This window comes from Lysinibacillus sp. HST-98 (genome assembly GCF_016757845.1).
GTDB classification, from domain to species: Bacteria; Bacillota; Bacilli; order Bacillales_A; family Planococcaceae; genus Lysinibacillus; species Lysinibacillus capsici.
The window spans coordinates 220,092-234,284 of record NZ_JAENHX010000001.1 but is presented as its reverse complement, the minus strand read 5'-3'; the positions used below and the strand labels follow the sequence as shown (position 1 = coordinate 234,284).

Here is a 14,193-nt window from a genome sequence, read left to right as displayed (position 1 = left end):
ACCACCTTATTCTTTTAAGCCTTTGCCGAGTCCCTTTAAGAAATGAACCCCAAAACTGAGCGCACGATTGACATCTGGATCATTTAACATTTTCATGAGCTTAAAAGCACTGACTTTTTCATTCGATTCAAGTGTTTTGCTGGCTTCATCTACGCCTGTATTTAAGCCTTTGATCAGCTTAGTCGTTGTTTCAGGATTAAGCTCCGTCAATGCTCCCGCAACACCCATTAAATTGTTAATGATATTGGTTACAGGCTTACGTGTTAATTGTCCAAGTGCAATATGGGCCACTTCTTCTTTGGCTTCGAGTAGCTTCATTGCTGCTTCTAGTGCACCGATATCATTTAATTCAGCCATAATACTAAACACTTGATTGACGGCTTCTTCATTTTCAGAAAGCAGTTCTTTTAGATTGTCTAATTTTTGTTCCTTTAGTTGTTCTTCCGTTAATTGTTGTTTTTTAATGCCTGTAATGGGTACAGCCATGCTCTCACTCTCTTTCGTTTATGGTTGTTAAGTGAACGTAGCCAGGACGATTCCATTTTCGTTGTACCTCAACACCATTTTGAGGATGACGCTTTTTATAGCGTGGGTTTGTGCGAGGAAGTGGTGATTTACCTTTTGCTTTTAGCACTTCTACTCGTACTTTTGTTTGTTTATAAGCTGGTGTTGATGTATTCACATCTGCTGCAGGACCAGTTAGGAAGTTGATGGCTGAATCTTTGCTAACAGAGTTCATTGGTAAGAATAATTCGTTTCCTTGTACGCGATCTGTAACAAGAGCATTTAGCTTCAAGGCACCATATGGAGACACTAAACGAAGTAGGGCTCCATCTGCAATGCCTCGTTCTTTCGCCAATTCTGGTGATACTTCAACGAAAATTTCAGGTACTTTCGATTGAATACCTTTCGATTTATTAGTTAGATTTCCTTCATGGAAGTGTTCAAGCATACGGCCATTATTAATATGACAATCGTATTGTGCTTCAAACTCAACAGGTTGCACCCAATCATTTAAAGCAAAACGAGCTTTTTTGTCAGGGAAGTTAAAGCCATCTTCATATAATAAGGGCGTATCCTTACCATCATGGCTACCCCAACAGAAGCTTCCCCAGCCCTCTAGAACCTCATAGTTGGCTTGTGAGAAGAGGGGAGACAGGCTCGCCATTTCATCAAAAATGTCACTTGGATGATCATAATGCCAATCTGCTCCTAAACGACGAGCAACCTCTTGTAAGATTTCCCAATCTGCTTTCGACTCACCAAGTGTTGGTAAAACTTGATAGAGACGTTGAACGCGACGTTCTGTATTCGTGAATGTACCTTCCTTTTCAAGCGAAGGCGCAGCAGGTAAAATCACATCTGCATATTGTGCTGTGCGTGAGAGGAAACAATCTTGGACAACGAAAAAGTCAAGCTGTGAAAGCACCTCATCTACATGGTTGGCATTACAGTCAACGAGTGCCATATCTTCACCTACTAAATACATTGCTTTCATTTTCCCTTCCATAATCGCATCTAACATTTGCATATTATTTCGACCAGGCTGTGGTTGAATAGGGACACCATAGGCTTTTTCAAATTTTGCACGTGCCTCGTCATCTGTGACTCTTTGATAGCCTGGCAATAGATTTGGAAGTGTCCCCATATCGCAGGCACCTTGCACATTGTTATGACCGCGAAGTGGGTAGGCACCAGCACCTGGACGACGATAGTTCCCAGTTGCTAAAAGTAAATTTGAAATCGCTGCGGATGTATAGGAGCCACCAGTATTTTGTGTTACACCCATGCCCCAAAGAACACATGTCCCATCTGCATCACGAATCATTTCAGCCACTTCGATCAATGTTTCCTTACTAATACCAGTCATTTCTTGTGCATAATCAAGTGTATAGGTTGCAAGTACTTGTTTAAAATCATCATAATGAAGGACGTTTTCTTGAATAAACGCTTCATTATGCCAACCTTGATCAATGATATATTTGGTAACAGCCATTAACCAAACTTGGTCAGTACCTTGCTTTGGACGCATAAAGATGTCGGAACGCTCTGCCATTTCATGCTTACGAATATCAGCAACAATTAATTTCTGACCATGTAATTTATGTGCACGTTTCACACGTGTTGCTAAAACAGGATGTCCCTCAGCTGGATTAGCCCCAACAATAATGACAAGTCCAGCCTTAGCAATATCTTTGATCGTACCAGCATCTCCTCCCATGCCAACTGTACGTAATAAACCATCTGTTGCAGGAGATTGACAATAACGAGAACAATTATCGACATCGTTTGTTCCAAATAATTGACGGGCCATTTTTTGAATTAAGTAATTCTCTTCATTTGTAATTTTAGAAGAGGAGATAAAGCCAACAGAACCCGAGCCATATTGTTGTTGAATGCCACCTAGTTTTGTTGCAATTAAATCCAGGGCTTCATCCCACGACGATTCCACAAACTCATTATTTTTACGAATGAGTGGTTTTGTAATACGTTCCTCAGAGTTGATAAAATCCCAGCCGAATTTCCCTTTGACACATGTAGAAATCGCATTTACTGGACCATCGGAAGGCTGTACTTTTAAAATTTTACGACCCTTTGTCCAAACTTCGAACGAGCAGCCTACACCACAGAAAGTACATACTGTTTTTGTTTTTTTTGTGCGTTTACTACGCATGGCTGCTTCCACTTCAGAAACGGCAAAAATACCGCTATAGCCTGGTTCAACTTCCTTAATCAAACTGATCATCGGATCTAACATATCCTGTTTGAGGCCAGTCATAAATCCAGCCTCTCCAAGCATGGATTTTTCCATTAAGGCATTACATGGACATACGGTTACGCATTGACCACAACTTACACAGGAAGAATCATTGATAGCAACGCCCGTATCCCAAATGACACGTGGTCTTTCTGCTTCCCAATCAAGGGATAATGTTTCATTTACCTGTAGATTTTGACAAACCTCTACGCACTGACCACAAGCGATACATTGGTTAGGATCATATCGATAAAACGGATGTGACATATCCACTTCATGAGGTTCAACTTTTGGTTGGTAGGGATATTTTTGATGCTCGATTTCCATCATTTCAGCTGTGTTGTGTAATGCACAATTGCCATTGTTGTTATCACAAACTGTGCAATACAGTAAATGATTTTCAAGTAGACGGTCCATCGCTTCTGTTTGTGCCGCTTTTGCTTTGTCAGAAGTTAGGAATACATTCATGCCGTCTACTGCCTTTGTAGAGCAGGAACGAACTAATTGGCCATTCACTTCCACGATACATGTATCACATGTTTCAATTGGGTCAACAGCAGGCACATGACAAATCTGTGGATGCGGAATGTCATGTTGATTAATGGTATCAAGGATTGTAGCTCCTTCTTTTACTTCATACGGTACGCCATTAATATTAATTTGAGTCAAGGTAACTTCCTCCTTTTGCACTTTGAGTCGAATCGGATAACATGGTACAGCTTAAGACAAAAGGGAATAACAAATCGAGTTGGTGATTGTTGAAAAGATTGTCTTGTTATCATTGTAATTCCCAATGGTTTTTGAAGCTACCTCAAAATAGGTAAATTGCTAGATCATAACATGTTATCCATGATGTCTCGGTTTTGAAAAAATAAAAAAAATCCACCATGAAATCACATGTCCTAGACATGCTACTAATTCATGGTGGATAAAATTCTTAGCAGGTCTTGCTAAAAACTCAATCTACTTTTATTTTTTGATTACAATAGAATTCAACTATTAAAAACACTATGCAACATCGTAACATAGGGATCAAAATAAATTAATTCCATTTGTGATATGCATATTATAGCCCTTTCCTTCAAAATGAACAATATTTATCATAAAATTTATTAAATGAGAATAATTATCAAAAAGTATTTTCACTTTTATTTTTTTAAAAGTTGCTATATCATTAACAAACTGTAAGGGTGGCCTACATAACCATTTGCCTAAAAAAGTTTAATTATGATGGGAGAATCGTTGCTATGTCTAAAAAAATCCACGAATTTAATGACATGATTCGAAAGTTAAGGAAGGAAGTATTTGGTAAAGGTCCGGAGCGTATTCATACCGTTTTTGTCGAGAATATGGCTGTATCTACCTTATACGGAAATATCACTCCGACAGAAAAGTTTATTGCCAGTACACCAGAAGGGCTGAAAATGGTCCATGCTGCAAGGACGAGTATGATTCAAGATTTATATAGACAATCGCCACCAGAGGGTATGGAGGAATTGATGGGCAGCAAATTACTTCACTTATTTTCAGATATTAAAATTGAAGAGGATTTTGCGATTTCCGTCTTTGTTTTTGAAAAGCATATCAGTGAATAAAGGGGGTGCCTTATGGATCGAGCAATGACAAGAAAAATTGTGCGTGTTGAAGGACAACGAGTGACAGAAATGGTTGATTTAATTGTTTCAGAATACGCTGTGACCGTAAAAATTAATCAGCAAGAATTTGTCACGATGGTATGTACACCGGAGTATGTGGAAGATATGGTTATTGGCTACTTAGCTTCTGAACGAGTGATTCGTAGTTTTGAGGATATTGAGGAAATTTGGCACCAAGAGAAAGAGGGTTTTGTGCATATTAAAACAAAGCATATTAATCCTTATTACCAACAGACGCAAAACAAGCGCTATATTACGTCTTGCTGTGGGATGAGTCGACAAGGATTTGTGTTTACGAACGATGCATTAGTAGCGAAAAAAATGGATCAAGTCCATGTGCAAATAACGACCGAGGATTGCTTCCGTCTAATGCATGCGATGCAGGATAGTGCCGATATTTTTAAGAAAACGGGTGGCGTGCATAATGCTGCACTCTGTGATGTAAATGGCATCGTCCTAAGTCGCATGGATATTGGACGTCATAATGCTTTGGATAAAATTTACGGCTATTGCCTACGCAACAACATCCGTATGGAAGATAAAATTATCGTCTTTAGCGGACGAATATCATCAGAGATTTTACTAAAGGTTTCCAAAATAGGCTGTTCCATTGTGTTATCAAAATCAGCACCAACCGAATTAGCATTGCAATTAGCAGAGCAGCTTGGTATTACGACGGTTGGCTTTATTCGGCAACAGACATTGAATATTTATACACATCCACAGCGCATCCTATTACCAGCTAATGAATTGAAAGAAGGAGATTAAATGACGAATCTACAAGACCAATTACACAGACCGTTAAGAGATCTAAGAATATCCGTGACAGATCGTTGTAATTTTCGCTGTCGCTATTGTATGCCAGCAGAAGTATTTGGTCCAGATTACGCATTTTTACCGTCTGATAAAATATTAAGTTTTGATGAAATTGAACGATTAGTAAAAATCTTTGTTTCATTGGGCGTGAAAAAAATACGGATTACAGGTGGGGAACCCTTGCTACGTCGTGATTTACCCGAATTAATTGCCCGTATTCACCGCATAAAGGGTGTAGAAGATATTGCTTTAACAACCAATGGCTCGTTATTAAAAAAATACGCACAGCCATTGGCACAGGCAGGCTTAGCCCGAGTGTCTGTTAGTTTAGATTCACTTGATGATGAGCGTTTTTTCGAGATGAATGGTTATAGAGGCAAGGTATTGCCAGTGTTAGAGGGAATTGAAAAGGCTGCAGAAGCGGGCTTACAAGTAAAAATTAATATGGTTGTTCAAAAAGGGAAAAACGAACAAGATATTGTTACCATGGCACAGTTTTTTAAAGAAAAACAACATATTCTACGCTTTATTGAATATATGGATGTAGGGAATTCGAACGGCTGGCGCTTGGATGATGTGGTGTCCAAAAAAGAGATCATTGAGCAAATCCATCAGTTTACGCCATTACAACCAGTAGCCCCCAATTATAAAGGAGAAGTGGCAACGCGTTATCAGTATCAAGACGCTCAAGGTGAGATTGGTGTTATTTCATCTGTAACAGATTCATTCTGCTCCAATTGCTCACGTGCTCGTATCTCTGCAGAAGGGTCATTATACACTTGTTTATTTGCAACAGAAGGCACGGATTTAAGGGAATTGTTACGTTCAGGGCAAGATGATGCTGCCATCATCAAGTGCATTACGAGCATTTGGGAAACAAGAAATGATCGTTATTCAGATGAACGCAATGAACAAACGATGGCAAAAAGGAAAACGTCAAAAATTGAAATGTCTCATATTGGGGGGTAACGTGTAAAAAACAGAAAAAATCGGCACAATAAGGCCGAATTTTTTCTGTTTATTTATGCACAAAAGTGCCACTTTTCCCACCTGTTTTTTCAACAAGGTAAGTTTCTTTGATGACCATCGTCTTATCAACGGCTTTGCACATATCATAGAAAGTTAGTGCAGCGACAGACACAGCAGTGAGAGCTTCCATTTCAACACCCGTTTTTCCATTACATTTAAGAGTGGCTTGAATATGGAGCTCATAGCCATTCTCTCCTTTTTCATAATCAAACTGGAAATCAGTGCCCTGTAGCATAATGGGATGGCACATGGGAATGATATCAGCTGTTTTTTTAGCTCCCATAATCCCTGCAATTTGCGCAACTTGCGTCGGATCACCTTTTTTAATGCCACCTTGTTGGATGGCTTCATAGACCGCATCGGATAAAAGAATCGTACTGCGTGCAATGGCTGTACGTGTGGTGATTTCTTTTGTGGAGATGTCGACCATTTTAGGACGACCTTCTTCGTTCCAGTGTGTAAAATTATTCATTATTAAACTCCTTTTTACTTGTTTGTGACCAGTCTTGTTGTGCGTTGATATTGATAAATGTTGAGCCATCGTCATCAAAAGGGACATAACAAACACGAAGTTGCTCTAAAAGCACTTTCATACTCCGTTTATTTTGTGCCGTTAATTGTGTCGCCTTTGGTAAAGCCGTACGTCGATATAATGCAGCTAATGGCTGATCGCGTAGTGCTTGGGTCGGAACAATGGCATCATAAGTGTCATGAATCAGCCCTAACATTTTTTGGATAAATTCTGCATTCATATAAGGCATATCGCTTGCTACGACAAAAAACCATTCCACATCAGGATAGGCTGTCATGATATGATGCACAGCAAAAAGAGGGCCTTGATGTGGCTGCTTTTCAATGACCCATTGGACATTTTCCTGTCCAAACTGATGTTGTAAGTGCGCATTCGTAGCGATAATAAGAGGATCTAGCTGATTTTTTTGCAGGGCTATGAGACTATGTTTATATAATGGCTGTCCAGCAAACATCTCAAACATTTTTGGCTGTCCATAGCGAGAGGATTGACCCCCAGCTAACACTATACCTGCAATTTTCATAAGCGCTTTAACTCACCGACAAAATGTTGGACTGTAGGTACTATAAGCTTCGTCATAGCCAAAGTCACCGCATTTGTGGAGCCTGGTAAAACATAAATGGCTGTTTGCTGGAGACTTCCAGCGGTGGCACGACTAAACATCGCCTTTGGGCCAATTTCTTCATAGCTGAGCATTCGAAATAATTCACCAAACCCCATCATTTCTTTTTCAAACAGAGGCAGAATGGTGTCATAGGTTTGGTCTCTTGGTGTAAATCCTGTTCCACCCGTAACGATAATGGTATTAATTGTTGGATCGCTGCACCATTTTTTAACATAACGAGTGATATCGAGCGGTTCATCTTTTGTTAGTTGGTAGTCTACAACTTCAAATGCAGCTTCCTGTAGTAAGGACTGAATACGCTGACCAGCATGATCATCTGCCTTTGTGCGTGTATCACTGACCGTTAAAATGGCAGCTTGAATTGGTTGCTGCTGATGTGTGGGATGCACAGTAAGACCTCCTTCAAATGCGTTTTTGCTAAAAAACATTGCTTTTATTATAATGCTATAAATGAAAAGGTCAAACGAAAATTCATAGAAAGAAAGGCCTCATACGTATGCAAAATAGATATTCTAGACAACAATTATTTCACCCCATCGGACAAACAGGGCAACAATCCCTTCAGCAAAAACACGTCCTTATCATAGGTGCGGGGGCATTGGGGAGTGCTAGTGCAGAAGCGCTTGTGCGAGCGGGTATTGGCAGGCTGACCCTCATTGATCGTGATTATGTAGAGTGGAGTAATTTACAAAGACAGCAATTATATACAGAGCTAGATGCACAAAAAAAAATGCCCAAAGTTATCGCAGCTAAAAAGCGTCTCCAACAAATAAACACAGAGGTAGAAATTCATGTCGGCATTATGGATGCTTGCACAGAGACCTTGCTACCATTACTAGAAGATGTTGATGTGATGGTCGATGCGACCGATAATTTTGATGTTCGCTTTGTCATGAATGACCTTGCCCAAAAATATCGTATTCCTTGGGTATATGGCTCTTGTGTGGGTAGTTATGGTGCGACTTATACAATTGTGCCAGGCAAAACACCTTGTTTGCATTGCTTATTAAACGTGATGCCTCATACTGGGATGACTTGTGATACGGTAGGAATTATTAGCCCAACGGTACAAATCGTAGCTGCTTATCAAGTGGCAGAGGTTTTCAAGCTGCTTGTTGGGGATGACAAAGCCTTACGAAAAAGCTACTTAACGTTTGATGTTTGGCACAATCAACACTATGAAATCAATGTGGAGAAAATAAGGCAGGGAGATTGTCCATCCTGTGGCGACAAGCCGACCTATCCTTACCTATCCTATGAAAATCAAACGAAATTACAGATCCTTTGTGGCCGAGACGCGGTACAAATTCGACCACCAAAGCCTATCTACTATTCGCTCGACCAGCTGGCAAATCAGCTCCGTTCCCACGGAGAAGTTCAGATTAATCCGTATTTGCTATCTTGCCAAGCGGACGATTACCGAATCGTTATTTTCCAAGATGGGCGAGTCGTGATACATGGTATACAAGATATACAGAAAGCCAAAAGCATTTATTATCGTTTATTAGGTTAAGGGAGTGTACCAAATGGTAGAAAAAAGACAACCAATTCCTGTGGCAGAAGCCGTTCATCGTGTAATGGACTATGCCTTTCAAGCAAAAAAGGAGCATGTGCCATTAATGCGAGCGCATGGACGTTTTATAGCACAAGCTATTAGAGCCGATCATGATGTACCAGCTTTTGATCGTTCACCCTATGATGGCTATGCCATTCGTTCCATCGATAGTCAAGAGGCATCTTCACAGCATCCAGTCCGCTTTCAAGTCGTTGGAGAAATTGGCGCAGGCTATGTCTATGAAGACGTAGTTGGCGATCATCAAGCAGTCCGCATTATGACCGGGGCGCCGATACCGCAAGGATGTGATGCAGTGGTCATGCTAGAATTAACCCAAACATTCGAAGAAAATCATCAAAAGTATATGTCGATTAAACGACCTTTTGAAGCAGGTACTAATATTTCCTATAAAGGGGAAGATGTGCAGCAAGGCGCAGTCCTCATTGAACAAGGCCAATATATTAACCCGGGTGTGATGGCCTTACTTGCTACTTTTGGCTACGAGCAAGTACCTGTTTATCGTAAAACAGTTATTGGTGTGCTTGCTACTGGTAGCGAATTACTAGAGCCAGGTGAAGCTTTACAGCCAGGCAAAATTCGCAATAGTAATGCCTATATGATGATGGCGCAAATTGAGCGTGCTGGTGCAGAAGTGAAATATTTTGGCAAGTTTAGTGATGATCTTGCGTTATGTATTGATCGTGTTGAAAAGGCACTACAGGAAGTTGATATTTTAATTACAACGGGTGGCGTTTCCGTAGGTGATTATGATTATTTACCAGCTATTTATGAGGCGATCGATGCAAAGGTATTGTTTAATAAAATAGCGATGCGTCCAGGTAGTGTGACAACGGTTGCTGCTCGCAACGACAAATTATTATTTGGTCTTTCTGGTAATCCTTCAGCCTGCTATGTTGGCTTTGAGCTATTTGTACGTCCGATTATACGTTCTGCATATGGGCATACTCAACCACATTTACGCAGAGAGCAAGCTATTTTAGGGGCTGATTTTACAAAGCCCAATCCCTTTACACGCTTTGTACGAGCTCGTATCGAATATGAAAAAGGGAAGCTCGTAACTGTCCCATCTGGGTTCGATAAATCGAGTGCAGTTTCATCTTTAGCGACAGCCAATGCATTCATTGTTTTACCAGGTGGCTCTAGAGGCTATGAAAAGGGTATGCAAGTGGATGTCCTTTTGCTAGAAGATTTGCAAGGAAGTGAGTGGCCTTGGGACAATATCGAAAAATCTTACAGATAGTGGGCTATCAAAATAGTGGGAAAACAACATTGATGGCGCAATTGATCAGGCAGGCTACATTGGAAGGGCTAAGGGTAGGAACCATTAAGCATCATGGACATGGTGGAGTACCGACGATCGAAACTTCCAAGGATAGTAGTCGGCATGAGCAAGCAGGTGCGGTTGTTACAGCAGTGGAGGGGGCGGGTACTTTACGTATGAGTATCCACCAAAATAGCTGGCAATTGGCTGATATACTTGCGATTTATGATTCTTTTCCCCTGGATATCATGCTAATTGAAGGGTATAAAAATGAACATTATCCGAAGGTTGTGCTACTGCGCACTGCTCAGGACCAAGTACTGCTACAGCAAGTAACCAATATCCTCTGTGTAATTTATTGGCCAAGCTGTCCGCTTGATCTATCCCTTGCAATCCCTGCTTTTTCGATTTATGAAGAATCACAATATATGGAATTTTTGTTGACAGAAATGAGGGGAAAACGATGACGACAGCGTTATTTGAAATTATCGATCAACCGATAGATGTGGAGGAAGTAAGGCAAAAAGTCCTTAGTCGAAATGCTGGAGCCATCACATTATTCATCGGCACAGTGCGTGAAATGACGAATGGTAAAAAAACAATGCATTTGGAATATCAAGCCTATCCAGCAATGGCGATTAAAATGTTTGAACAGATTGCAAAGGAAATACAAGAAGAGTGGCCAGAAGCAAAAGTGGCTATCACCCATCGTGTCGGGCATTTAGCTATTTCCGATATTGCCGTAGTGATTGCTGTGTCATCACCGCATCGTAAAATAGCTTACATGGCGAATGAATATGCAATTGATCGCATAAAACAAATCGTGCCTATATGGAAAAAAGAACATTGGGAGGACGGGACAGAGTGGATTGGTGATCAATTAGAAAATGTTCCCTATCCGCAAGGGAAACCAGCCATTCAGGAGGAGGAAAACCTGTGATTAACATTTTATTATTTGCCCACCTACAGGAAGCACTAGGTGAATCAAAGCTCTCAGTAGAGCTGTCAGATGTGACAGTTGCACAGTTAAAAGAGTGGATGGAAAAGCGCTACCCTCAGCTATCATTACAACAGATCATGACAGCGGTTAATGAGGAATTTGCAACGGATACGACGATTGTTAAATCTGGCGACACAATCGCCTTTATTCCACCGATCAGTGGGGGATGAGCAAAAAGAGGTAGTTGGCTTGAGCCAACTACCTCTTTTATACTTTGAGGATATGGATAGTAAGAAGTAAAAGGAAAGAAATAGCGATCATACACAGAACCCATGTCCAGGCAAGGGTCATGTTTCCAGAATCAATGGCCATATATATTGCGAGCGGTGTTGTTTGTGTTTTCCCTGGAATATTTCCCGCAAACATGAGTGTCGCTCCAAACTCACCCAAAGCGCGTGTGAAGCTTAGAACCCCGCCAGCAATAAGTGCCTTTAATGCAAGGGGAATGGATACATAAAGAAAGACCTGCCATTCATTCGCCCCATCCACACGTGCTGCATTTTCAATATCTCGATCGACAGAGGCAAAGCCAGTTTTAGCTGATTGATACATTAATGGAAAGGCAACGATTGTAGAAGCGATGACGGCCGCCCACCATGTGAACATGATAGGTTGATCGAATAGCCAGATAATGCTATCTCCTAACATACTATTTTTCCCGAAAATGACGATAAGCAGGAAACCGACTACTGTAGGAGGTAATACCAATGGTAATAGCAATGCCGTTTCTAGCACTAGTTTACCTTTGAAATCATGGGTTGCCATCCATTTCCCCATTAAAATACCTGCTATACTAGCGATGATCCCTGCAACAAAAGCAATTTCGATCGAAAGCCTAAGTGGAGACCAAAAATCGGTACTCATCTTTTATTGAGCCCCTTTAAATCCATACTTTTCAAAGACATCCATCGCTTCATCACTTTGTAAAAAGTGATAAAAATCCTCCGCCTCTTGTGCATGTTTACTAGCTTTTAAAACACCTACAGGATAAATAATCGGTGCGTGCATAGCATCATCGGCAGTTGCCACGACATTGACCTTATCAGAGACAAGGGCATCTGTTTTATAGACCATCCCAGCATCCACATTTTCTGTTTCTGTATAAGTAAGTACTTGACGTACATCTTTTGTATATACTACTTTTGATTCGAGTGAATCCCAAAGTTGCATATTTTTTAATGTGTCCACACCATACTGTCCAGCAGGAACCGTTTCGGGCGTACCGAGTGCAATTTTTCCTGCTTGTTGTAAATCTTCAAAGGATTGAATTTCCTTTTCATTGTTTTTAGGCACGATTAATACTAAGTCATTGGCTAAAAGATCCGTTCCAAGCTTTTGATCGATCATTTCTTTCTCTACAAGCACATCAAATTTATCCTCCGCTGCGGAAAAGAAAAGGTCTGCAGGAGCCCCTTGTAAAATTTGTTGCTGTAAAGCACCTGAACCACCAAAGTTATAGAGGATGTTGATTGTATCGTGTTGTTTTTCATAGGTTGTTTTCAATTCTTCTAAGGCATCCTGTAGACTAGCCGCCGCAGAAATCGTGAGTTCAACAGGTTCGTTTGTTGCTGCCTCTTTTTCTTGGTTACCACAGGCTGCTAATAGTCCAACTAGTACGAACAGTGTCGTACATAAACGATAAAATTTTTTCACTATGAATATACTCCTTTTATAACTCGTTATAACAAGACATAACTAATTATAATCAGATATAAATAAAAAAGAAAGTTAGTCAGGGTAGAAAATGTCAAGATGTTCATAAAGCTATAAATACGTTACCATGTAAATAGAGGCTTATAGGAGGAGAACTTTTACATGTCACAAGAACAATCCTATACGATTGAAGAGGTTGCACAATTATTAAAGGTTTCAAAATTAACAATTTATGATTTAGTGAAAAAGGGTGATTTGCCAGTTTTCCGCGTAGGACGGCAAATGCGGGTAGATCGTGCTGACTTGCAAACCTATATACAAAAACGAAAAACAGGTAGTATGCCAGCTGTGGCACAGGCTTCCATAGCCACTCCGACTAAAAATCACGCGAAAATTATAGTGAGTGGGCAAGATTTAGTATTAGATATTTTAGCAAAATATATCGAGAAACGACGATCTACGAAAGTATTACGCTCACATGAAGGTAGTTTTAATGGTGTAATGGCGTTGTATCACGGAGACTGTGATATTGCGAGTTTACATATGTTTGATGGGGATACAGGGGATTATAATACTCCTTATGTAAAAAAAATCTTTGTCAGCCATGCCTTTGTTCTCATCAATGTTGTATCACGTAAAGCAGGTTTCTATGTTCAAAAGGGGAATCCGCTGGAAATACGCACATTTGAAGATTTCCAAACAAAGACATTCACATTCATCAACCGTGAGAAAGGCTCAGGTGCTCGTACGCTGTTAGATGAGCAATTGCGCATTCACGGTATCGCTCCATCCACGATTGCAGGCTATACCCATGAAGAAATGAGCCACCTCGATGTCGCCTCTGCAGTTGCCAATGGACGTGCAGATGTTGGGATTGGCATTGAAAAAATCGCCAAGCTTATTCAGGTCGATTTTATACCAATGGTCACTGAACGTTACGATATTGTGTTATTAAAAACACCAGAAAATCAACCGCTCATCGATATGGTGAAGGAGATTTTAAATACACCTGATTTCCAATCTGAAGTAGCTGCATTAGGAGATTATGACATCTCTTTAATGGGCCAAGTCATGTATGAAACGCTATAATCAAAAATTCATATTGAGTTTAATAAAAAAATCAATTACAATTCTAACTAGGAAATTTTATGGTCGTTGTGTCAATTAGTATGGCACAGCAGCTATATTCTTTTATGATACATGGTGAGATGGATAAATTAGTAGGTACTACTGCTAGGATATTAGCCCACCATAAAATAGCTTGCGTATTCAATGCGCAACTATTTTA

At 40.3% G+C, this 14,193-nt stretch carries 16 protein-coding genes; 9 read left to right on the top strand and 7 right to left on the bottom strand.

Going from position 1 to position 14,193, the window contains the following annotated elements:
- Positions 1–6 precede the first annotated feature (6 nt).
- On the bottom strand, positions 7–486 hold the full coding sequence (locus JIN86_RS01255) for a helical membrane plugin domain-containing protein (protein ID WP_202341080.1): 480 nt from the start codon (positions 484–486) through the stop codon (positions 7–9).
- A 4-nt stretch (positions 487–490) separates the two neighbouring features.
- Complete coding sequence (gene fdhF / locus JIN86_RS01250; RefSeq protein ID WP_202341079.1) at positions 491–3,427, bottom strand: formate dehydrogenase subunit alpha; 2,937 nt, start codon at positions 3,425–3,427, stop codon at positions 491–493.
- A 578-nt stretch (positions 3,428–4,005) separates the two neighbouring features.
- Here fdhF and JIN86_RS01245 point away from each other — a divergent pair.
- Genes JIN86_RS01245 through moaA form a run of 3 tightly spaced genes read left to right on the top strand, consistent with a single transcriptional unit; the run spans position 4,006 to position 6,198 of the window.
- Complete coding sequence (locus JIN86_RS01245; protein ID WP_004230595.1) at positions 4,006–4,353, top strand: Na-translocating system protein MpsC family protein; 348 nt, start codon at positions 4,006–4,008, stop codon at positions 4,351–4,353.
- Positions 4,354–4,365: 12 nt separating this feature from the next.
- Positions 4,366–5,181 carry a formate dehydrogenase accessory sulfurtransferase FdhD gene (gene fdhD, locus JIN86_RS01240; protein WP_202341078.1) on the top strand — a complete coding sequence of 272 codons (816 nt, stop codon included), beginning with the start codon at positions 4,366–4,368 and terminating at the stop codon, positions 5,179–5,181.
- Positions 5,182–6,198 (top strand): GTP 3',8-cyclase MoaA, encoded by a 1,017-nt coding sequence (gene moaA / locus JIN86_RS01235; protein ID WP_004230593.1) that lies wholly within the window; start codon positions 5,182–5,184, stop codon positions 6,196–6,198. It abuts the gene before it with no gap.
- 49 nt (positions 6,199–6,247) lie between these two features.
- Here moaA and moaC read toward each other — a convergent pair whose 3' ends face one another.
- The 3 genes from moaC to JIN86_RS01220 are packed head-to-tail and all read right to left on the bottom strand — an operon-like array spanning position 6,248 to position 7,804.
- On the bottom strand, positions 6,248–6,730 hold the full coding sequence (gene moaC / locus JIN86_RS01230) for a cyclic pyranopterin monophosphate synthase MoaC (RefSeq protein WP_202341077.1): 483 nt from the start codon (positions 6,728–6,730) through the stop codon (positions 6,248–6,250).
- On the bottom strand, positions 6,723–7,313 hold the full coding sequence (mobA, locus tag JIN86_RS01225; protein WP_202341076.1) for a molybdenum cofactor guanylyltransferase: 591 nt from the start codon (positions 7,311–7,313) through the stop codon (positions 6,723–6,725). The genes moaC and mobA overlap by 8 nt, the downstream gene beginning before the upstream one ends.
- Positions 7,310–7,804, bottom strand: coding sequence for a MogA/MoaB family molybdenum cofactor biosynthesis protein (locus JIN86_RS01220; RefSeq protein ID WP_004230590.1), 495 nt, complete (start codon positions 7,802–7,804; stop codon positions 7,310–7,312). The genes mobA and JIN86_RS01220 overlap by 4 nt, the downstream gene beginning before the upstream one ends.
- A gap of 107 nt (positions 7,805–7,911) precedes the next feature.
- Between JIN86_RS01220 and JIN86_RS01215 the strand changes: the two genes are divergently transcribed.
- Genes JIN86_RS01215 through moaD form a run of 5 tightly spaced genes read left to right on the top strand, consistent with a single transcriptional unit; the run spans position 7,912 to position 11,422 of the window.
- A complete protein-coding gene (locus JIN86_RS01215) occupies positions 7,912–8,928 on the top strand; it encodes a thiazole biosynthesis adenylyltransferase ThiF (RefSeq protein WP_004230589.1) in 1,017 nt (338 codons plus the stop codon).
- A gap of 13 nt (positions 8,929–8,941) precedes the next feature.
- On the top strand, positions 8,942–10,231 hold the full coding sequence (locus tag JIN86_RS01210; protein WP_202341075.1) for a molybdopterin molybdotransferase MoeA: 1,290 nt from the start codon (positions 8,942–8,944) through the stop codon (positions 10,229–10,231).
- Positions 10,201–10,719, top strand: coding sequence for a molybdopterin-guanine dinucleotide biosynthesis protein B (gene mobB / locus JIN86_RS01205; protein ID WP_202341074.1), 519 nt, complete (start codon positions 10,201–10,203; stop codon positions 10,717–10,719). Before JIN86_RS01210 ends, mobB begins: the two co-directional genes overlap by 31 nt.
- Positions 10,716–11,192: a molybdenum cofactor biosynthesis protein MoaE gene (locus tag JIN86_RS01200; protein ID WP_004230586.1), complete on the top strand. Its 477-nt coding sequence runs from the start codon at positions 10,716–10,718 to the stop codon at positions 11,190–11,192. The genes mobB and JIN86_RS01200 overlap by 4 nt, the downstream gene beginning before the upstream one ends.
- Positions 11,189–11,422 carry a molybdopterin converting factor subunit 1 gene (gene moaD / locus JIN86_RS01195; RefSeq protein WP_004230585.1) on the top strand — a complete coding sequence of 78 codons (234 nt, stop codon included), beginning with the start codon at positions 11,189–11,191 and terminating at the stop codon, positions 11,420–11,422. Before JIN86_RS01200 ends, moaD begins: the two co-directional genes overlap by 4 nt.
- A 37-nt stretch (positions 11,423–11,459) precedes the next feature.
- Here the strand turns inward: moaD and modB are convergent, their stop codons facing one another.
- Positions 11,460–12,116 carry a molybdate ABC transporter permease subunit gene (gene modB, locus JIN86_RS01190; protein ID WP_202341073.1) on the bottom strand — a complete coding sequence of 219 codons (657 nt, stop codon included), beginning with the start codon at positions 12,114–12,116 and terminating at the stop codon, positions 11,460–11,462.
- Between the two features lie 3 nt (positions 12,117–12,119).
- Positions 12,120–12,905: a molybdate ABC transporter substrate-binding protein gene (gene modA, locus JIN86_RS01185; protein WP_202341072.1), complete on the bottom strand. Its 786-nt coding sequence runs from the start codon at positions 12,903–12,905 to the stop codon at positions 12,120–12,122.
- Between the two features lie 162 nt (positions 12,906–13,067).
- On the opposite strand from modA, the gene JIN86_RS01180 reads away from it, so the two are divergent.
- On the top strand, positions 13,068–13,994 hold the full coding sequence (locus JIN86_RS01180; RefSeq protein ID WP_004230582.1) for a helix-turn-helix transcriptional regulator: 927 nt from the start codon (positions 13,068–13,070) through the stop codon (positions 13,992–13,994).
- Positions 13,995–14,193 lie beyond the last annotated feature (199 nt).